The following is an 18,914-nucleotide window of genomic DNA, read 5'->3' on the forward strand; positions in this document are numbered from 1 at the left end:
CCGATGCTTGGCTTACATTCGACGGCCCTCGAAACCGCCCACCCAGTGACCTCCAGTTCTCCAAGCTCCGCCAGCTCCACCGGCCCCGCCAGCAGCCCCGGCCTTGCCGCACGCCCCAAGCGCGTCCTGGTGATCCACTACTCGCAATCCGGACAGCTCGACAGCGTCGCCGAGCAGATCGTCGTGCCGCTCAGGGCCGATCCGTCGATCGCGGTGCACGAGGAAACGCTGCGCCCAGAGGCGCCGTTCCCGTTCCCCTGGCCCTTCATCACCTTCTTCGACGCGTTCCCGGAATCGGCCCACCTGAAGCCGCCGCCGCTCGCGCCGCTCTCGCTCACGGGCGAGGAAGACTTCGACCTCGTCATCCTCCCGTACCAGGTGTGGTTTCTCGCGCCTTCGCAGCCGGTCACCGCGTTCCTCAAGCACCCGCTGGCCACGCGCCTGCTCGCGGGCAAGCCGGTGGTCACGGTCATCGCGTGCCGCAACATGTGGCTGCTGGCCCATGAAAAGCTCAAGGGCATGCTCGACGACGCGGGCGCGCGCCTCATCGACAACGTGGTGCTGACCGACCCCGGCCCGACGCTCGCCACCTTCTTCACCACGCCCGCGTGGCTCATCTGGGGCCGCAAGCGCGGCTTCTGGGGCATGCCCGATGCGGGGCTCAGCACTACGCAAATTCGTAGCTCGGGCCGTTTCGGCCGCGCGCTGCGCGACGCGCTGCATGGCGACCTGGAGCGCGGCACCGGGCCGTTGCTGGCGGGCCTGGGCGCGGTTGAGGCCAATGCGCGGCTGCTCATCAGCGAGAAGGCCGGCACGCGCAGCTTTTTCCTCTGGGGCAAGCTCATCATGGCGGCCGGCGGGCCCGGGGCCTGGCAGCGCAAGCCCCTGTTGCTGCTCTACGTGGTGTTCCTGCTTGCGCTCATTGTCACGGTCGTGCCCGTGAGCTTGACGCTGCAGGCGCTGCTGCGACCGTTGTTCAAGGGGTGGCTGACTAAAATGACAGCCCAATTCGAGTGCCCGTCGGGCTCCGCCACGGACCGCTCCCATCTCTATGACGACTGATGTCTTCCTGACCCGCACCGCCGCTTTCCTGCCCTTTTCCCCGGTCAGCAATGAAGACATCGAAGAAGTCCTCGGACGCATCGCCGGCAAGGCATCGCGCGCGCGGCGGCTGATCCTTCGCAGCAACGGCATCCAGTCGCGCCACTACGCCATCGACCGCGCCACCGGCCAGCTGGCCATGACCAATGCGCAGCTCACCGCCTCGGCCATCCGCGGCCTGGGCGACGACATCGGCCCGGTCGATTGCCTGGCCACCGGCACGTCGCTCCCCGACCAGCTCATGCCCAACCATGCGGTGATGGTGCACGGCGAACTCGGGTGGCCGCGCCTGGAAGTGGTGGCCTGCGCGGGCATCTGCCTGGCCGGCACCACAGCGCTCAAGCACGCGTGGCTCTCGGTGCGCGCGGGCGACGCGCGCCGCGCGGTGGCCACTGGCTCGGAGCTCGCATCGGCCGTGATGCGCGGCGCCAACTTCGAGGCCGAGCTCGAGCACAAGCTCGAGGCGCTCCAGGAGCGCCCCGAGCTGGCCTTCGAGAAAGACTTCCTGCGCTGGATGCTGTCCGACGGCGCGGGCGCCGTGCTGCTGGAGCGCGAGCCGCGCGGTCCGCTGTCGCTGCGGGTGAACTGGATCGACCTGTCGTCCGCCGCGCACGAACTGCCGGTCTGCATGTACGCCGGCGCCGACAAGAACGCTGGCGGCGGCCTCGACGGCTGGGCCCGCACCGCGCCCGCCGACTGGCACCGCGACTCGACCTTCGCGGTCAAGCAGGACGTGCGGCTGCTCAACGAGAACATCGTGCGCGCCACGCTCGGCGAGCCGCTCGCGGCCATCATCGAGAAGCGCGGACTGAAGTCGCAGGAGATCGACTGGTTCCTGCCGCACCTGTCGTCCAACTATTTCGTCGAGCCCGTGAGCCGCTGCCTCGATGCGATGGGTTTTTCGATTCCGCGCGAGCGCTGGTTCAGCAACCTCGCGCGCAAGGGCAATACCGGGTCGGCCTCGCCATACATCATGCTCGACGAGTTGTTCCGTTCGGGGCGCATCCAGCCCGGGCACAAGCTCCTGATGTTCGTGCCCGAAAGCGGCCGCTTCTCCAGCGGCTTCATCCATATGGAAGCGGTATAGCCATGGACCTCGACGCAGTTCCGCAGGAGGGCAACGCGACCCTCGACGGCCATTCCAAGCTGATGTACGCGCGCGATGCACAGGGCCGCGTCGTCACCACCACCTCGCGCGGCTGGGAGGCGGAAGAGATCGTCACCAGCCATGCGGTCGACGTGCTGGTCGAGCAGGCGAAAGAAGCGAAGGCGCGGGCGCAGGCCGGCCTCGCATCGCCGCTCGAATACTGGATGTACGAGCGCCGCATGGACGTGGCGCTGCTCTCGCAGACGAGCGGCTTCTGGCAATGGCGCGTGCGGCGCCACCTGCAGCCCCGGCATTTCGCCGCGCTCTCCCAGGCGCACCTGGCGCGCTACGCCCAGGCGCTGGGCCTTCCGATTTCCACCTTGCAGGCCCTGCCGTGAACTTCCAGCATCAACAGGCGGCGCACTGCGAAAGCGGCGTCATCTCCAGCCTCATGCGCCACCACGGCGCGCCGATGACCGAGGCCATGGCGCTGGGCCTCTCGTCGGCGCTGTCGTTCGCGTACCTGCCGTTCATCAAGCTGTCGGGCCTGCCGCTCATCTCCTACCGCATGCCGCCTAAGGCGATCATCAAGGGCCTGCTGGCACCGATGGCCGCGCGCTTCAGCTTCGAGACCTTCCGAAGCCCCGAGGCCGGGCAGCAGCGGCTCGATGCGCTGCTGGCCGACGGCCGGTTGGTGGGCCTGCAGACCTCGGTCTACTGGCTGCCGTACTTTCCGCCGAACATGCGCTTTCACTTCAACGCGCACAACCTCCTGGTCTACGGCAAGGACGGCGACGACTACCTGATCAGCGACCCGGTGTTCGAGGAACCCGTGCGCTGCGCGAGCGCGGACCTTTCCCGAGCTCGCTTCGCCAAGGGCGTGCTCGCGCCCAAGGGGCTCATGTACTACCCGCAGGCCATCGATCGCAAGGCGGTCGATGCCGCCTCGGTGACCAAGGCCATCCGCAAGACGGTGCGCAACATGCTCGCGCCCATTCCCATCGTCGGCGTGCGCGGCATGCGCACGCTGGCCAACCGGATGCAGCGGCTTTCGGCCGCCGATCCGCGCAGCGTCGATTTCATCGGCCACCTGGTGCGCATGCAGGAAGAAATCGGCACGGGCGGGGCGGGCTTTCGCTTCATCTACGCGGGTTTCCTGCAAGAGGCCGCGCAACTGCTCGACAAGCCGCAGCTCACGCAGATGTCGGAGCGGCTCATCGCCATCGGCGACGGCTGGCGCGCCTTCGCGCTCAAGGCGGCGCGCATGGTGAAGGGGCGCGAGCCCGTCGATCCGGCCGCGCTGGCCGGCAAGCTGCGCGAGCAAGCGCAGCAGGAGGAGACGTTCTTTCGCGACCTGAAGGCTGCCGTCGCCTGAACCGATGCTCGCGCTGAAGAATCTCGGACACCTCTACCCGCACGCCACGGCCCCCGCGCTGGCCGATGTCTCGCTCGCCGTGCCGCGGGGCTGCGTGCTGGGGCTGCTCGGCCCGAACGGCGCGGGCAAGACCACGCTGATCTCGCACCTCTCGGGTGCGCTCGCGGTGCAGTCGGGCGAGATCCTCGTCGACGGCCAGCCGCTGCACGCGGTGCGCGCGAAGACGCCGACGCGCATCGCTGTCGCGCCGCAGGAGCAGGCTTTCTATCCGATGCTCACGGTGTCGGAGAACCTCGCGTGCTTTGCCGCCGCGAGCAGGCTGTCGGGCGCGCGCAAGAAGACGCGCATCGACGCCTGCATGCATTTTTCGCAGCTGGAGGCGTTCGCCGGCGTGCGCGCCGACCGGCTCTCGGGCGGCCTCAAGCGGCGGCTCAACCTCGCGATCGCCTTGCTGCCCGAGCCCGAGCTCATGCTGTTCGACGAGCCCACCGTCGGCGTCGATCCGCAGTCGCGCGCGTTCATCCTGGATGCCATCAAGAGCCTGGCAGCGGCGGGCGCGGCGGTGATCTATGCCTCGCACTACATGGAAGAGATCGAGGCCATTGCCGACCGCGTCGCGATCCTCGACCACGGCCGTGTGCTGCGCGAAGGGTCTCTGGACGATCTGCTGTCCAGGAGTGCGATGCTGCTGACACTGGCGGCCGACGGGCTGGACATGGACATGCTGTCGCGCTTCGGCACGGTGGAGCAGGGCGCGGCGCAATGGCGCATCCACCTGAACCCCGGCAGCGGCCCCGGTCCGGTGCTGGCGGCGCTCGAGGCATCGGGCATCCAGGTGCGCCACGCCGAGTTCGGCCGCCACGACCTCGAGCAACTCTTCATGACCCTCACCCACCGTTCGCTGCGCGACTGACCGACGCCAATGCTCATCGCGCTCATCAGGAAGGAACTGCTCGCCCTCGTGCGCGACATGCACGGCCTGGCCGTGCTGTTCCTCATGCCGATGGTCTTCATCGTGCTGATGTCGCTCACGCTGAAGGACATCTACCGCCCGCCGCTGGCCGAGCTGACCTATGCCGTCGATGCGCGCGACACCGCGACGCCCGCCCAGTGGCTGCTGCAGATCTGGCAGCGCGGCCACGGCGCGCCGCAGCCGCTGGGCGCGCACTGGCAGGAGCGCCTTCGCAGCGGCTCGCTCAAGTACGTGATCGTGCTGGAGCCGGGCCTCTCGGACGAACTTGAATCGGCCGCGCTCTCGACGAAGCCGTACATCCGCCTGCTGGCCGAGCCCGGCATCGACGCCAACCTCTTCAACGCGTTGCGCGCGGAACTCATCGGCGCATCGGGCGAGCTGAAGGCGCGCCTCGCGCTGGCCGTGCCCGGCACCGCGAGCCCCGCGCCCGATGCCTCCATCCAGGCGATGGTGCAGGCCGAGCGCTTCTCCACCGCCGGCCCGCGGCCCACTTCGGTGCAGCAGAACGTGCCGGCGTGGCTGGTCTTCGGCATGTTCTTCGTGGTGGCCTCGCTCTCCAGCCTCTTCGTGCAGGAGCGCGGCTCGGGCGCACTCGGCCGGCTGCAGAGCCTGGGCGTCTCGCGCACGATGCTGCTGGCCTCCAAGGCCTTGCCCTACCTCGGCGTGAACGCGCTGCAGGCGATCCTGATGCTGGCGGCCGGCATCTGGTTCATGCCGCTCGTCGGGGGCGATGCGCTCTCGCTCGCGGGCATCCACTGGGGCGCCTTGCTGCTGTCGCTGGCGGCCGTGAGCCTGGCCGCGGTGAGCCTGTCGCTCGCGCTGGCATGCCTCGTGCGAACCCATGCGCAGGCCGCTACGCTCGGGCCCATGGTCAACGTGCTGATGGCGGCCGCAGGCGGCATCATGGTGCCCAAGTTCGTCATGCCGGGCTTCATGCAGCGGCTGGTGGAGGTCTCGCCGATGAACTGGGGGCTCGAGGCGCTGCTGACCGTGCTGCTGCGCGGCGGCGGCGTGGCCGATGCATGGCCGCAGATCGGCCGGCTGATCGTGTTTGCGGCGGCCATGTTCCTTCTCGCGGTCTTTCTTTTTCGCAGGCGCACACCGTAAGCAACCCCTGAGTCACCAGTGAGTCACCCGTGAGTACCGTTCACCCTGTCACCCCCGAATTCATCGCCAGCCTCAAGACGATGGTGCTCGAATCCGTCGAGCGAGAGGCGCCCCCCGGGGGCCTGGGCGACGACGAGCCGCTGTTCGGCCCCGAGGCGCGGCTGGACCTCGATTCGCTCGATGCCCTGCAGGTGTCGATGACGATCCAGCAGCGCTTTGGCGTGCGCATGCCCGACAGCAAGGAAACGCGCCGCGCGCTGACCTCGATCGCTCACCTCGCGCAACATCTCGCACAGACGGGAAAGGCATGAGCGGCGGCGTCTACCTGGCCGCCACCGGCCTGGCCTGCGTGCTCGGCAACGACATGCCCGGCGCGCTCGACGCGTTGCGGCGCGGCGGCGTGGCGCCGACGCCGGTGACCACCGCGCGGGGCGTCGGCTGGCCGGTCTACAAGCTGCCGCCGCAAGAGGGCGGCTGGCTCGAGCGCTTGCGGCGCACCGTGCGCAACGTGGTCGCGCAGACCGGCGACTGGGGCGACCGCACGGCGCCGCTCTTTGTCGCCTCGTCGTCGCTGGACATCGGCTACATGGAGTACGAGAAGCCCGACCTGCGACTGGGCGGCGACCTGCAGGACTTTGCCGGCATCGTGGCTGCGGCGCTCGACTGGGAAGGCCCGGTCTTCACCATTTCCACGGCCTGCACCTCGGCGCTCAACGCCGTGCTGGCGGCCGCCGACCTGATCCGCAGCGGCGGCGCCGAAGAGGCGCTGGTGCTCGGCGCCGAGCTGGACAACCGGTTCACTGCCGCGGGCTTTCGCGCGATGCAGCTGCTCGCCTCGGGCAGCGCCCAGCCCTTCGGCGCGGAGCGCAGGGGGCTGGTGCTCGGCGAGGCCGTGGCCGCGCTGCGCCTGGGCGCACGGCCCGCGCGCTGGCGCATCACGGGCGGCGCGAACGTGGTCGATGGGCGCAACCCCTCGGGCACCGAGGCCAGCGCCGTGCGCGCCATGTGCCAGGCGGCACTCGCGCAGAGCGGCCTGCGCCCCGAAGACATCGACCTCATCAAGGTGCAGGCCGCGGGCAGCCCGGTCAACGACGCCATCGAGGTGGAGGCGCTCAAGGACGTGTTCGGACAGCTGCCGCCGCTGGTGTCGCTCAAGTCCTCGCTCGGCCACACGCTGGGCGCCGCGGGCGCCGCCGAGCTGGCCTTGCTGGTGGGCTGCATCGAGGGCGGGGCCTGGCCGTCGACAGACTATCCGCTGGACGACACGCTGGGCATTGCGCTGAGCACCCGGGCGCCCACGAGGCTGCGCAACATCCTGCTCAACGTGGTCGGCTTCGGCGGCGGACACGCATCGCTGCTTCTGAGGGACTGCCACGCATGAGCGCCTTGCCCAGAGAGATCGCCATGAATGCCGGAACCGCAACCGCCTGGCGCACCGTCGCCCACTTCGTCGTTCATCCGCCGCCCGCGGAATGGCGCGACGACCTCGCCAGGCGCCTGGGCCGCCGGCCGCGCCGCGTCGGCCTGTGGACCGAGCTCGCGATGTACGGCGCGCGCCGCTGCCTCGATGCGGCCGACGAAGCCGCGCTGCCTCAGGCCGCGCGCCTGCGCGTGGCCAGCAAGCGCGGCGCCTGGGGCGCCACGCATGCCGGTCTGGAGCAGCTCGATGCCGGCCTGCCGATGCCCTTCACCTTCATGCAGAGCCAGCCCGCGCTGATGCTCGCCGAGGTCGGCCGCTGCCTCGAATGGCAGGGCGACGCGAGCTTCATGCTGTGCCGCGACCCCGAGCGCCTGCTGCAGCTGGCCAAGCTCGGCACCCCGCGCGACGGCCTGCTGTTCGGCATCGTCGAGGAGGCGCGCAACGACGAGTTGCCGCGCTCCGAGTGGTGGCGGCTCGTGCCTGCCTGATCCGACCCCTTTTCAGAAACACCGCGGAACCGGCTTTGCCGGGCCGCAGGTGTTGCCCCCGGTAGGGGGTTGGCGAAGCGACACGAAGTGCGCGCAGCCTGGGGGCGAGCCTCTTTTCAGCGGAGGGGCTTCGCCCCCACCGTCACTCCCACCACGCTTCCATCTGGATGCCGAAAGTGGTTGCGTGCCTGCGGCCATCGGCGCCGAAGCTGCCGGCGTTGGCATCGCCCGCCGCCTTGTTCCAGCTCGCGCGCGTGGCGTAGATGCGCAATTCCGGGCGCGTCCAGAAATCGGTGTTCGGCGAGAACGCCACCGCGATCGTGCCCTTGTTGAGCGTCTGCCGCGGCTGGTCGTCGGTGCTGCGGCGCGTGGTCGAGACCTCCGCCAGCAGCTTGGTGTACTTGGCGATGCCGTAGGAGACGCGTCCGCCCAGCGAGAAGTCCTTGGTCTCCGGGCCGTTGTCCGGGCGCGTGGTCTGGTAGCCGATGAGGCCCTGGCCGCCGAAGCGCCCGAACTGGAAGTCCATCGAGTCCAGGATTCGCCGCTGCTTGGCGCCCGACTGCGGCGTGATCACCGTGCGCTCCACCAGCGGCGCGAACAGCAGCGTGTTCTCCAGCCCGAAGCCCGGTGGCAGGAGGAGGCCCGTGGTGGTGGTGCTGTTGTCCAGGTTGTAGAACTTGCCGCTGAGCGAGGCATGGCCGCTGGAGGCCTGCAGGATCACGATGTTGTTCAGGCCCGGCACGAGGTTCTTCTGGATGTGCATGAGCCCGAGCGCACCGCCATCGCGCCCCTTGGCGAAGTCGCCCGAGATCAACCCGCCCGTCACCGTGAGCTTGCCGCCGGGGTTGGTGGGAATGTCGCGCCACTGCAGGTTGATGCGCTTGGCGTTGTTGGGGTTGCCGCTCTTGTTGTCCACCGAGTCCGCGGTGTGCACGGCCACGTTCAGCCGGCCCACGCCCCACAGCGGGATGTCGTCGATGCCTGCGCCGTAGTTGTCGCCGTCTTCCACCACCCACTTGTCCACGATGTGCACGTCCTGGATGCGGTGGTAGCGCTGGCCGGCCCAGAGCGACGCGGCGTTGCCGAAGATGCCGCTGAGCGAGAAGTACGCCTGCGCGGTGCCGCTCTTGCCGTTGTAGATGGTGGGCATGTAGAACACGCCCCACTTGATGCCGTCGCCCAGGTCGAACTTCTTGCCGATGCCGAACTCCAGGTAGTTGTCGCCCTCGTTGCCCAGGCGGTACTTCTGCAGGTCGCCGCCCAGCGAGTAGCCGCCCTTGAGGTTGCCCTTGCCGGTGCTGTAGAAGCCGCCGCGGCCGTAGCCCCAGAACTCCAGGCCGGTGGCGTCGTTGATCTTCTTGACGAACTCCTTGGTGGGGTCCTTGGCTTCGGCTTGCGGTGGCTCGTCGGTCTGTTCGGTCTGTGCGTTGGCATGGCCATGCAGGCCGACGAGCAGCAGCACGGCGGTGGCGAGTTGGGTCAGTCTGGTGTTCACAGGGGATGTCTCCTTGGTTGGGTTTGGTTGTGGAGGCAGGGGTCGGCTGCGCCGGGCAAAAGCAGGCCCACACCGGCCGCTGGCGGCAGTGACGGATGCAGGCGCAACAAAGGGAGAAGGGCGCGCTACCGCTTCATCGAGCGACGCGACCGGCGTTCGTCAAAGGTCCATGGATCGACTCCTTCTGTTGGCGTGCGGTGGATGGAGGCGTGAAAAAAAAGGGCGCGCGTATCCCCCGCGAAGGGCCGTGGCCTTTCGCGTCGGCGGTGTCAGGGAAAGCGCGCTACGCGGCCCGGCGGCGAAGCACGAGGGGCGCGATGAGGAGCGCTATGAGCGGCGGTACGCGCGTCGCATCGCGACGGGTGAGCGAGCAGGTCGTCGGCATGCTGTATCTCCTCAGTTCTTTCTGCTTCTCATCGGCAGCGTCTTGGGGTGTTCGTGTGCGCGGAGGGGCGTTTCCCGAGGGAGCCTGTGCGTGTTTCGGCCGCAGTGTAGGGGCGCGGTTTCGCGATGCGCAGTGTGATTTCCCGCACGCAACACAGCGTTGGCAACGCAACAAGGATCGCAGCCCGCCGCAGCGGCGCGGACATGCCCGTTGCAGCGCTCAGCGTGCGTCGATGGATTGCCGCAGGTTGGTGCGCGCGCGGGCTTCGAGCAGCGCGTGCATCCGCGGCGTGGCGTAGATCGCCGGGCGGTCCAGAAAGCGCTGCAGGATCGCGCGCCGGCGCGGCAGGCGCACCTCGTCGGGCACGAAGGCGTATTCCGCGTGGACCTGGCGCTCGTACTCGGCGAAGCGCGCCTCTTCGGCGCCGAGGATGGAAAGGTCGATGTCGATCAGCAGTTCGGCGTCGTGGCCCTCGGGCACCGCGTCGTGGCGCGTGGCCATCACGAGCGCATGAATACGTTCGGCTGCTTCTTCGTTCGCGCCCGCGGCCCTGAGGGCCTCGCGTGCCCAGTCGGCGCTGCGCGCTTCGTTGTCGTGCGCATGCACGTCGTAGATGGCGTCGTGGAACCAGAGCGCGAGCGCCACTTCGCCGGGGCGCTCGGCCAGCGCTTTCTCGCGCTCGAACCAGGCGAGGCATTCGCCCAGGTGCTGCATCGTGTGGTAGCGGCGCTGCGGCTCGCCGTAGCGGCGCTGCAGGTCGAGGCACAGCGCCGCGTCGGGCGCTTCGATGCCCAACGCGCGCCAGGCCTCGGTCCAGTTCGCCAGCAGCGCCTCGGGCGTCACGGTGCTATTGCTCCATCGCGGCCTTGACCTCTTGCCCGAGATCCAGGACCGACATCGCGTAGTAGCTGCTCCAGTTGTAGCGCGTGATCACGTAGAAGTTGCGCGTGCCGGCCACGTAGGTCGGCGGTGCGTCGGCACCGTTCTGCAGCTCGACGAGCGCGAGCAGGCCCTTGTGGCGCAGGCCCTCGCCTTCGGGCACCGCGCCGGCGGCCACGAAGCTGTCGGCGCTGAAGCTGGGAAGGATGTCGGGCGCGAGCAGCAGCGCCTTCTGAAGGCGCGCTTCATCGAAATGCACGGGGTACGTTGCGGGCATGCCGGCCTTCCACCCGAAGGCCTTGAAATAACTCGCGACCGAGCCGATCACGTCGGCGGTGTTGCCGACCAGGTCGATGCGGCTGTCGCCGTCGAAATCGACCGCGTACTTGGCGATGCTGCTGGGCATGAACTGCGGCATGCCCATGGCACCGGCGTAGCTGCCCAGGGGGACCAGCGGGTCTTCGGCGGTGCGGCTCTCGGTGCTCAGGAAGCTCTCGAGCTCGCCGCGGAAGAACGCCTCGCGCTCGGCCGCGCGCGGGTGGCCCTGCGGGAAGTCGAACGACAGCGTGGCCAGCGCATCGATCACCCGGAAGTTGCCCATGTTGCGGCCGTAGATGGTCTCCACGCCGATGATGCCGACGATGATTTCGGGCGGCACGCCGTACACCTGTTCGGCGCGCGCCAGCGTGGCCGCGTTGTCGCGCCAGAAGCGCACGCCGGCCGCGATGCGCACCGGGTCGATGAAGCGGCCGCGGTAGGTCTGCCAGTTCTTCACCGTGCCCACCGGGCCGGGCAGCATGAGCCGCGGCACATTGGGCAGCAGCCGCGCGCTGCCGATGGTGGCGCGCACCCATTCGCGATCGAGGCCGCGCCGCGCGGCCACGTCGTCGGCGAACTGCATCGCGTCGTCGCGCGTGGCGTAGGGGATGGTGCCGCGCACGGGGCTCGCGGCGCCGTTGCGGCCGTTGGCGGATTTCTGGGCCGAAGCCCCCGTGGACCATGCACAGCACGCGGCGAGAAGAACGAGGGCGGCGGCGGTGCGGGAGGGCGTGGGGAGAAACCTGGGGAGAAAGGATCGCATCGGCCGATTGTGCCGCCCGCCCGCGCGGCGCTGCCGGCGGGACACAAGTGGTTTCAGCCGCGCGAATTTGCCGTGGGCCAGGCCAGCCGGCGGAACTCCGCGCGCAGCGCCGACAGGGTCTGCGGCGCGGCCTGGGCGTAGCGCTGGGCTTCGAGCTTCAGCAGCCAGTCGCGAACGGGTTGCGCGGCGGGGCCGAAGCGCGCATCGGCCTCGGCGGCGATCTGGCGCGGCGGCGCGGTCTCGGGCACGGCGAGGCCGGCTTTCGCGAGACGCGCGCGCGCCTGGGCCAGGAGGCGCAGCCACGGGTCGTGCTGGCTGCGCTCCCAGAGCGTCCAGCCCGCGCCCGCGAGACTCGCGGCAATGACCAGGTAGAGCAGCACGTAGGCGAGGTCTTCGAGGCTGGGCGCTTCGAAGCCGAGGTTTTTCAGCAGGTTGAGCTGGCGGCTCTGCGTGTAGTTGAGCACCCACTGGTTCCAGCCGTTGTTCATCGCCTCCCAGGCGGCGCGCATGTTCTGCACCAGCGTCGGGCTCATCGCGCCGATGGCGCCGGCGAAGAGGCCCGGCTGCGGTGTCAGGCGCTGCAGTTGGCCGATGCGGCCGGGCGCGACCGACGCTGTCGGATCGACGCGCACCCAACCCGCGCCTTCTTGCCAGACCTCTGCCCAGGCATGCGCATCGCGCTGGCGAATGATCCAGTAGTTGTCGATGCTGTTGAGTTCGCCGCCCTGGTAGCCGGTCACGATGCGCGCGGGAATGCCCAGGTTGCGCATCAGCACGACGAAGGCCGAGGCGATGTGCTCGCAGAAGCCCTCCTTGCGGTCGAACCAGAATTCGTCGGCCGTGTCGTTGCCGTAGAGGCCGGGCTCCAGCGTGTAGGTGTAGCCGCCGGTGCGCAGGCGCTGCAGCACGGCCTGCACGAGGGCGGGCGTGGCGGCGCTCGCCAGTGCCGGATCGTTGCGCATCTGGGCGGCGAGCGCGGCGGTGCGCGGGTTCGTGCCGGGGGGCAGCGCCAGGTAGGCCTGCAACTGCCCGCCCGCACGGCGCACCGGGCCGCTCTGGAAGCGCGGGTAGCTCTCGGCGCGATAGCGCAGCAGGTCGGTGACGGGGCGGTTCGAGATCCATTGCAGATCGGGCGTGCCCAGGACTTCGAGGCCGGGCGCTTCGGGCGCCTTCTGCGCCGCATCGAGCGTCAGCAGCCAGGGGCGGTTGCTGGGTTCGAGCGTGACTTCGTAGCGCACGGGCTCGCCCGTCACGCGCAGGTTGGCGAGGCTCTGGCCGCCGCGTCCCCACGGCGGCAGCGCGGTCCATTCGCGGCCGTCGAACTGGCCGAGCACGGGGCCGCGGAAATAGAGCTGGCTTTGCGGCGGCGCGCGGTTGTCGTCGAACTTCACGCGCGCGGCGATGCTGTCGTCCAGCGCCAGCTCGGCGATGGTGCCCACGCGCATCGTGTTCGAGAGGCCCATGCGCCCGGCCATCGCATCGCCCGGCGTGCCCCACAGCGGCGCGAAGCGCGGGAACAGCAGGAAGAGCGCGAGCATGATCGGCGCGCCCGCGATCGCCATCCACCCCGCCGTGCGCGCGGCCTGCATCAGCGGCGGCCGGCCGACGGGCATGTGCGCGTTGACCAGCGCCGTGAGCAGGCCCAGCAGCGCGAGCAGCATCGTGAAGGCCGTCAAGAGCGACTGCGAATAGAAGAAATTCGTGAGCATCGCGAAGAAGCCCAGGAAGAAAACGACGAAGGCGTCCCGGCGCGCGCGCAGTTCCAGCGTTTTGAGCGCCAGAAGGATCACGATCAGCGTGACGCCCGCGTCGCGCCCGAGCAGCGTGCGATGGGTGGCGTAGGTGCCCGCGAGTGCCAGCGCAAGCAGTGCGATGCGCCACCAGCGGCTGGGCAGCGGACGGGCCTCGACGGCGAGCGAGCCGCGCCAGAGCAGCACCAGCGCCGTGAGCGCCGTGCACCACCACGGCAGGTTCTCCACCTGCGGCAGCACGATCAGCGCGATGACCGTCAGCAGGAAGAGGGTGTCTCGGGCGTCCCGCGGCAGGGCCGCGAGCTTGAGCATCAGCTTGTTCATGCAGTGCGGCTCAACATAAGGCGAGCGCCTCCAGGCAGGCGCGCTTGTGGGCCTCGCCCTGGGAGGGCTTCATCACCCGGCCGGCGATCCGCACGCCGTAGTCCACGCCCAGCCGGTCCGCCATCAGCACCCAGGCGCACAGGCGCGACAGGCGGGCTTCGGTGTCGGGGAGCGCGGCGCCCTGCGCATCGAGCCAGAGCTCTTCGCGCTGCGTGTGCTGCGTGTCGCGGCTCACGAGGTCTTCCGAGCCGGCCGCTTGCGCGCGCGCGGCCTTTTTCCAGACCACGAGCTTCAACGGGTCGCCGCGCCGGTATGCGCGCACGCCGTCGTACTCGCCGGCGCTGTGCGCGCGCTGCGCGGCGGAGAGCGCGGCCGGCCCCGACAGCGGCTCGCCGGGCGGCAACGGCGGCGGGTGCGCCTCGGGCGCCGGATACACCAGCATCTGCGCGGCCGGGCGCCAGACCGTCCACACGCGGAACGTGCCGAGCGGGAAACGTGTTTCAGCGGTGAGCGGCGGCACCGGATGCAGCCCGCGCCGCTCGGGCAGGAACGCGATCTCGACCGTCGACATGCCTTCGGCCGGCACGTCGGTCCACGCCCACTGTCCGCTGCCGCGCACCGCCATGCCGATGCCGTAGCGCACGCTGCGCCGCTCGTTGTGCAGCACCACCCGGAAGACGGCCGCGGCGCCGGCGTAGTGCGCCTCGGGCGGCATCATGCGCATCGCGAGGCCGCGCAGCGTGGCGTGGCACACGTGCATGCCGACAGCGACGCTGCCGGCCAGCAGGAAGGTCAGCAGGTAGCCGAGGTTGAGCTGGTAGTTGATCGACGCGATCAGCAGCACGAGCAGCGTGGCGGCCAGCGTCCATCCGGCCCGCGTGGGCACGATGTAGACGTTGCGCTGGGTGAGCTCCAGCGTGTCCGACGGCGGCCGCCGGGACAGGAACCAGCCATCGATGCGCGAGCGCAGGGCGCCGACCGGGCTCACGGCAGTGGCACCGCCGCGATCATCGCGCGCACCTGCTCGACGGCGCCGCGGCCCGCGTCGCCCACGGGCGTGAGGCGGTGCGCGATCGTCTGCGGCAGCACGGCCTGCACATCGTCGGGCGCCACATAGTTGCGGTTGGCCAGCAGCGCCTGCGCCTTGGCGGCGCGCAGCACCGCGATGCCGGCGCGCGGCGACAGGCCCTGCAGGAACCAGCGGCCCGAGCGCGTGGCGGCAATCAGGTCCTGCACGTAGTTCAGCAGCGGCTCGGAGGCATGCACCTGCTGCACGCGCTGCTGGATGGCGGTGAGCTCGCCGGCGGTCAGCATGGCGGGCAGGCTCGCGAGCATCTCGCGCCGGTCCACGCCCGAGAGCAGCAGCCGCTCGGCGGCGCGGTCGGGATAGCCGAGCGAAATGCGCATGAGGAAGCGATCGAGCTGCGATTCGGGCAGCGCGAAAGTGCCCAACTGGTCCTGCGGGTTCTGCGTGGCGATCACGAAGAAGGGCGTGGGCAGCGGGCGGGTCTCGCCCTCGATGGTGACCTGCTTTTCTTCCATCGCCTCGAGGAGCGCACTCTGGGTCTTGGGGCTCGCGCGGTTGATTTCGTCGGCCAGGAGCACCTGCGCAAAGATCGGCCCGGGGTGGAACACGAAGGCCTGCTGGCCCCGGTCGTAGATCGCCACTCCCGACAGGTCGCCCGGCATCAGGTCCGCGGTGAACTGGACACGCGAAAATTGCAAACCGAATGTGTGCGAAAGCGCGTGGGCGAGGGTGGTCTTGCCGACCCCCGGCACGTCCTCGATCAAGAGGTGGCCGCCCGCGAGCAGGCAGGCCACGCAGTCGCGCACTTGCGCCTCTTTGCCCACGATCACCGTGTTAAGCTGACTCAGCAAAGTGGCAAGCTTCGCAGCAACGTCCATATTTGTATCCATATGCAAACGATACCGTAAGACCTGGCGGCCCCATGCCGCGTGAGGTCTAGACGTGGCGACAGAGACACATGGGCAAGACAGGCTACTTCACACACCGCGACTTCTGGAAGCACGACATGGGCCGGGGCCATCCCGAGTGCCCCGAGCGACTGGATGCCATCGAAGACCGGCTGCTCCTGACGGGCGTCAGCGATGCATTGGAGCACTGCGAAGTGCCGCTGGCCACCCTGGAGCAGCTCACCCGGGCCCACAGCGTGGAGCATGTCGAGCTCCTCGAAGAACTCCACATGCGCCTGGTGGCCGACGAGCCCGCCGGCGGCCCCGATCACGCGCAGCTCGACCCCGACACCTCGCTGAACCGCTTCACGCTGCTGGCCGCGCGCCGCGGCGCCGGCGCGGCCATCGCCGCGACCGATGCGGTGATCGCCGGCGACATCGAGAACGCCTTCTGCTCGGTGCGCCCGCCCGGCCACCACGCCTGCCGCGAGCAGGCGATGGGCTTTTGCTTCTTCAACAACATCGCCATCGCGGCGCGCCATGCGCTGGAGGTGCACGGCTTCGACCGCGTGGCCATCGTCGATTTCGACGTGCACCACGGCAACGGCACCGAGAACATCCTCTCGAACGATCCGCGCGTGCTGATGGTCGGCTTCTTCCAGCATCCGTTCTATCCGTACAGCGGCACCGAGCATCCGGCGCCGAACATGCTGAACCTGCCGATCCCGGCCTACACCCGCGGCATGGATGTGCGCGAACTCATCGAAGCCACCTGGATGCCGCGGCTGGAGGAATTCCGCCCGCAGATGGTCTTCATCAGCGCGGGTTTCGACGCCCACCGCGAAGACGACCTGGGCCAGCTGGGCCTCACCGAGAACGACTTCGCCTGGATCACCGGCCGCATCCACGACATTGCCAAGCGCCATGCGCGCGGGCGCATCGTCTCGATGCTGGAGGGCGGCTACAACCTCGATGCGCTCGCGCGCAGCGTGGAAGCGCACATCCGCGTTCTCGCGGACCTGTAACGACAGGGGGTGCGGCACGGCGCCCCGTTTTCTGAACCGATGAATTTCAACGATTTCCTCCAACGCGTGAATGCGGTCGATGCGCGCGGCATCGGCATCGAACTGACCGCGCTGGTGGCCTGCGTGGCGCTGGCCTGGGCCATCTGCAAATGGTTCGGGCGCGACCAGCCCAAGGACTCCATCTGGTTCGGCGAGAGCACCTTCGACGGCGTGCTGTTCCCGCTGCTGTCGCTGGTGTTCACCGACCTCGCGCGGCGCGTGGTGATCGATTTCCAGCCGGTGCTGGTGCTGCGCATCGCGGTGTCGGTGTTCCTGTCGCTGGTGGTCATCCGGCTGTTCGCGCGGGTGCTGCGGGCGGTGTTTCCCACCTCCAACCTGGTGCGGCTGATCGAGCGCACGATCTCCTGGCTCGCCTGGATCGCGGCCGTGCTCTGGATCGTCGGGCTCCTGCCGCCCGTGCTGGCCGAGCTGGACAACATCACGCTGGCCTTCGGCAAGACGCGCGTGAGCGTGCAGACGATCTTCCAGGGCGTGCTTTCGGCCGGGCTGGTGCTGGTGATCGCGCTGTGGATCGCCTCGACCATCGAGAAGCGCATCCTGCGCGAAGCCGTCACCGACCTCTCGATGCGCAAGGTGGCCTCGAACGCGGTGCGCGCCTTCCTGCTCCTGATCGGCCTTCTGTTCGCGCTGTCGGCGGTGGGGGTGGACTTGACGGCGCTCTCGGTGCTGGGCGGCGCGCTCGGCGTGGGCCTGGGCTTCGGCCTGCAGAAGCTGGCGGCCAACTATGTGAGCGGCTTCGTGATCCTGCTGGAGCGCTCGATCCGCATCGGCGACAACGTGAAGGTCGACACCTTCGAAGGCCGCATCACCGACATCAAGACGCGCTACACGCTCATCCGCGCGGGCAACGGGCGCGAGGCCATCGTGCCGAACGAATCGCTCATCACGAGCCGGGTGGAAAACCTCTCGCTGGCCGATCGCAAGTTCAACATCACGACCAACATCGTGGTGGGCTACGAGAGCGATGTGGCGCAGGTGCAGGCCATCCTGTGCGCGGCGGCGAAGGCGCAGGCGCGCGTGATGACCGATCCGGAGCCGATCGCCTACCTCATGAACTTCGCGCCCGACGGCCTGGAGTTCAGCCTGCACTTCTGGGTGGCCGACCCGGACAAGGGCAAAGACAACCTGCGCTCGGCCATCAACATCGCGATCCTCGAAGGCCTGCGCGGCGCGGGCATCGACATTCCGTATCCGCAGCGCGTGGTGCGGGTGGAATCGCTGCCGGCCGCTGCCGCAGCAGCAGAGCCCGAGAAAAAGTAATCGCCGGGTGAGCGGTGGGGCGCCCTGACGGGGGGGCCTCGTCGCTGCGGCATGTCTTTCGCGGGGGACGCCCACTGCAGGCCGCCTCGCGCATTCCAGAACCGAATCTCGCCGCCCGCCGTCAGGGCCGCGACGCTTCCCCAGCTGCCTGATTTCCAACGGACGACGCCCGAGCCTCGCTCGGCAGCGCCGCGCGCCGACGCACGTCCCTGAGTAACCAGACAAAAGAATTTGACAAGTTACTTGCTCGAGAAGTAACCTTGCAAATTGATTTTGGTAGGTTACTTTCAATTCTTTTTCAGGAGTCAGTCATGAGCGTTGTTGCCAACCGATCCATCGACGTCGATGGTGTGAATGTGTTCTACCGGGAGGCTGGCGATCGCAGCCGTCCGACCTTGCTGCTGCTGCACGGGTTTCCCAGCTCGAGCCACATGTTTCGCGACCTGATCCCGTTGCTGGCGGATCGCTTCCACATCGTGGCGCCCGACCTGCCGGGCTTCGGTCAATCGGCAATGCCGCCGCGCGAAGCGTTCGCCTACACCTTCGACCACCTGGCCGAGGTGATCGACGGCTTCACCGAAAAGCTGAAGCTCGATCGCTTCTCGGTCTACGTGTTCGACTACGGCGCGCCCGTTGGCTTCCGGCTGGCCTTGCGGCATCCGGAGCGGGTGACGGCGATCATTTCGCAGAACGGCAATGCGTACGAAGAGGGCCTGAGCGACGGGTGGAATCCCATCCGTGCGTACTGGAAAGACGCCTCGCAGGCCAACCGCGATGCGCTGCGCGCGTTCCTCTCGCCCGAGACGACGAAGTGGCAGTACACGCACGGCGTGTCGGACGAATCGGCGATCTCTCCGGACGGCTACACGCTCGACACCTTCTACCTGGCGCGCCCGGGCTCGGCCGAGATCCAGCTGGACCTCTTCGGCAACTACCAGAGCAACGTGCAGCTCTATCCGGCGTTCCAGAAATACATGCGCACGCACCGTCCGCGCGTGCTGGCGGTGTGGGGGACGAACGATCCGTTCTTCCTTCCGGCCGGCGCTGAAGCCTTCAAGAAGGATGTGCCGGATGCGCAAGTCGTGTTCTTCGACACGGGGCACTTCGCGCTGGAAACGCACGTCACGCAGATCGCCGCGGTGATTCGCGATTTCCTGGCCTGAAGTCCGCGTCGCATGACCGGGGAAAC

General features: G+C 68.9%; 18 protein-coding genes. 12 read left to right on the forward strand and 6 right to left on the reverse strand.

Annotation, left to right across the window (positions count from 1 at the left end):
- Positions 1-3: 3 nt before the first annotated feature.
- The 9 genes from JC881_RS11920 (at position 4) to JC881_RS11960 (ending at position 7,551) form a co-directional block, all read left to right on the forward strand.
- Positions 4-1,062: a dialkylrecorsinol condensing enzyme gene (locus tag JC881_RS11920; protein WP_233101733.1), complete on the forward strand. Its 1,059-nt coding sequence runs from the start codon at positions 4-6 to the stop codon at positions 1,060-1,062.
- Entirely contained in the window at positions 1,052-2,188 is a 1,137-nt protein-coding gene (locus tag JC881_RS11925) for a beta-ketoacyl-ACP synthase III (RefSeq protein ID WP_198785924.1), read from the forward strand. The genes JC881_RS11920 and JC881_RS11925 overlap by 11 nt, the downstream gene beginning before the upstream one ends.
- Before the next feature lie 2 nt (positions 2,189-2,190).
- The gene (locus JC881_RS11930; protein ID WP_198785925.1) at positions 2,191-2,586 is read left to right on the forward strand and encodes a hypothetical protein; all 396 of its coding nucleotides are present in this window, start codon (positions 2,191-2,193) and stop codon (positions 2,584-2,586) included.
- Entirely contained in the window at positions 2,583-3,563 is a 981-nt protein-coding gene (locus tag JC881_RS11935) for a BtrH N-terminal domain-containing protein (protein ID WP_198785926.1), read from the forward strand. Before JC881_RS11930 ends, JC881_RS11935 begins: the two co-directional genes overlap by 4 nt.
- A 4-nt stretch (positions 3,564-3,567) precedes the next feature.
- Positions 3,568-4,476 carry an ABC transporter ATP-binding protein gene (locus JC881_RS11940; RefSeq protein WP_198785927.1) on the forward strand — a complete coding sequence of 303 codons (909 nt, stop codon included), beginning with the start codon at positions 3,568-3,570 and terminating at the stop codon, positions 4,474-4,476.
- A gap of 9 nt (positions 4,477-4,485) precedes the next feature.
- Positions 4,486-5,643 (forward strand): ABC transporter permease, encoded by a 1,158-nt coding sequence (locus JC881_RS11945; RefSeq protein WP_198785928.1) that lies wholly within the window; start codon positions 4,486-4,488, stop codon positions 5,641-5,643.
- An 80-nt stretch (positions 5,644-5,723) separates the two neighbouring features.
- Positions 5,724-5,954 carry an acyl carrier protein gene (locus tag JC881_RS11950; protein ID WP_198786157.1) on the forward strand — a complete coding sequence of 77 codons (231 nt, stop codon included), beginning with the start codon at positions 5,724-5,726 and terminating at the stop codon, positions 5,952-5,954.
- Positions 5,951-7,024: a beta-ketoacyl synthase N-terminal-like domain-containing protein gene (locus JC881_RS11955; protein ID WP_198785929.1), complete on the forward strand. Its 1,074-nt coding sequence runs from the start codon at positions 5,951-5,953 to the stop codon at positions 7,022-7,024. Before JC881_RS11950 ends, JC881_RS11955 begins: the two co-directional genes overlap by 4 nt.
- A 23-nt stretch (positions 7,025-7,047) precedes the next feature.
- Complete coding sequence (locus tag JC881_RS11960) at positions 7,048-7,551, forward strand: hypothetical protein (protein ID WP_198785930.1); 504 nt, start codon at positions 7,048-7,050, stop codon at positions 7,549-7,551.
- A 142-nt stretch (positions 7,552-7,693) separates the two neighbouring features.
- Here the strand turns inward: JC881_RS11960 and JC881_RS11965 are convergent, their stop codons facing one another.
- From JC881_RS11965 to JC881_RS11990, 6 genes are all read right to left on the reverse strand, one after another.
- Complete coding sequence (locus tag JC881_RS11965; RefSeq protein WP_332875232.1) at positions 7,694-9,046, reverse strand: carbohydrate porin; 1,353 nt, start codon at positions 9,044-9,046, stop codon at positions 7,694-7,696.
- Between the two features lie 604 nt (positions 9,047-9,650).
- Entirely contained in the window at positions 9,651-10,274 is a 624-nt protein-coding gene (locus JC881_RS11970; protein WP_198785931.1) for an HD domain-containing protein, read from the reverse strand.
- Positions 10,275-10,278: 4 nt separating this feature from the next.
- Positions 10,279-11,391 carry a lytic murein transglycosylase B gene (mltB, locus tag JC881_RS11975; protein WP_198785932.1) on the reverse strand — a complete coding sequence of 371 codons (1,113 nt, stop codon included), beginning with the start codon at positions 11,389-11,391 and terminating at the stop codon, positions 10,279-10,281.
- A gap of 53 nt (positions 11,392-11,444) precedes the next feature.
- A complete protein-coding gene (locus JC881_RS11980; RefSeq protein WP_198785933.1) occupies positions 11,445-13,466 on the reverse strand; it encodes a transglutaminase family protein in 2,022 nt (673 codons plus the stop codon).
- Positions 13,467-13,476: 10 nt separating this feature from the next.
- Positions 13,477-14,454, reverse strand: coding sequence for a DUF58 domain-containing protein (locus JC881_RS11985; RefSeq protein ID WP_198785934.1), 978 nt, complete (start codon positions 14,452-14,454; stop codon positions 13,477-13,479).
- The gene (locus JC881_RS11990; RefSeq protein ID WP_093433976.1) at positions 14,451-15,371 is read right to left on the reverse strand and encodes an AAA family ATPase; all 921 of its coding nucleotides are present in this window, start codon (positions 15,369-15,371) and stop codon (positions 14,451-14,453) included. The genes JC881_RS11985 and JC881_RS11990 overlap by 4 nt, the downstream gene beginning before the upstream one ends.
- An 80-nt stretch (positions 15,372-15,451) precedes the next feature.
- Between JC881_RS11990 and JC881_RS11995 the strand changes: the two genes are divergently transcribed.
- The 3 genes from JC881_RS11995 (at position 15,452) to JC881_RS12005 (ending at position 18,888) form a co-directional block, all read left to right on the forward strand.
- A complete protein-coding gene (locus JC881_RS11995) occupies positions 15,452-16,405 on the forward strand; it encodes a histone deacetylase family protein (protein WP_198785935.1) in 954 nt (317 codons plus the stop codon).
- A 39-nt stretch (positions 16,406-16,444) separates the two neighbouring features.
- On the forward strand, positions 16,445-17,725 hold the full coding sequence (locus tag JC881_RS12000) for a mechanosensitive ion channel family protein (protein ID WP_198785936.1): 1,281 nt from the start codon (positions 16,445-16,447) through the stop codon (positions 17,723-17,725).
- 311 nt (positions 17,726-18,036) lie between these two features.
- Positions 18,037-18,888 (forward strand): alpha/beta fold hydrolase, encoded by an 852-nt coding sequence (locus JC881_RS12005; RefSeq protein WP_198785937.1) that lies wholly within the window; start codon positions 18,037-18,039, stop codon positions 18,886-18,888.
- The last annotated feature ends 26 nt before the right edge of the window (positions 18,889-18,914 follow it).

This window comes from Variovorax sp. IB41 (assembly GCF_016405905.1).
Lineage (GTDB): Bacteria > Pseudomonadota > Gammaproteobacteria > Burkholderiales > Burkholderiaceae_C > Variovorax.

Excerpts from the sequence above, each read along its gene's own strand:
- JC881_RS11995 (WP_198785935.1), top strand. The coding sequence starts at position 15,452 with ATGGGCAAGACAGGCTACTTCACACACCGCGACTTCTGGAAGCACGAC.
- JC881_RS11925 (WP_198785924.1), top strand. The coding sequence starts at position 1,052 with ATGACGACTGATGTCTTCCTGACCCGCACCGCCGCTTTCCTGCCCTTT.
- JC881_RS12000 (WP_198785936.1), top strand. The coding sequence starts at position 16,445 with ATGAATTTCAACGATTTCCTCCAACGCGTGAATGCGGTCGATGCGCGC.
- JC881_RS12005 (WP_198785937.1), top strand. The coding sequence starts at position 18,037 with ATGAGCGTTGTTGCCAACCGATCCATCGACGTCGATGGTGTGAATGTG.
- JC881_RS11990 (WP_093433976.1), bottom strand. The coding sequence starts at position 15,371 with ATGGACGTTGCTGCGAAGCTTGCCACTTTGCTGAGTCAGCTTAACACG.
- JC881_RS11980 (WP_198785933.1), bottom strand. The coding sequence starts at position 13,466 with ATGAACAAGCTGATGCTCAAGCTCGCGGCCCTGCCGCGGGACGCCCGA.
- JC881_RS11950 (WP_198786157.1), top strand. The coding sequence starts at position 5,724 with ATGGTGCTCGAATCCGTCGAGCGAGAGGCGCCCCCCGGGGGCCTGGGC.
- JC881_RS11955 (WP_198785929.1), top strand. The coding sequence starts at position 5,951 with ATGAGCGGCGGCGTCTACCTGGCCGCCACCGGCCTGGCCTGCGTGCTC.
- JC881_RS11920 (WP_233101733.1), top strand. The coding sequence starts at position 4 with ATGCTTGGCTTACATTCGACGGCCCTCGAAACCGCCCACCCAGTGACC.
- JC881_RS11960 (WP_198785930.1), top strand. The coding sequence starts at position 7,048 with ATGAATGCCGGAACCGCAACCGCCTGGCGCACCGTCGCCCACTTCGTC.
- JC881_RS11940 (WP_198785927.1), top strand. The coding sequence starts at position 3,568 with ATGCTCGCGCTGAAGAATCTCGGACACCTCTACCCGCACGCCACGGCC.
- JC881_RS11945 (WP_198785928.1), top strand. The coding sequence starts at position 4,486 with ATGCTCATCGCGCTCATCAGGAAGGAACTGCTCGCCCTCGTGCGCGAC.
- JC881_RS11930 (WP_198785925.1), top strand. The coding sequence starts at position 2,191 with ATGGACCTCGACGCAGTTCCGCAGGAGGGCAACGCGACCCTCGACGGC.
- mltB (WP_198785932.1), bottom strand. The coding sequence starts at position 11,391 with ATGCGATCCTTTCTCCCCAGGTTTCTCCCCACGCCCTCCCGCACCGCC.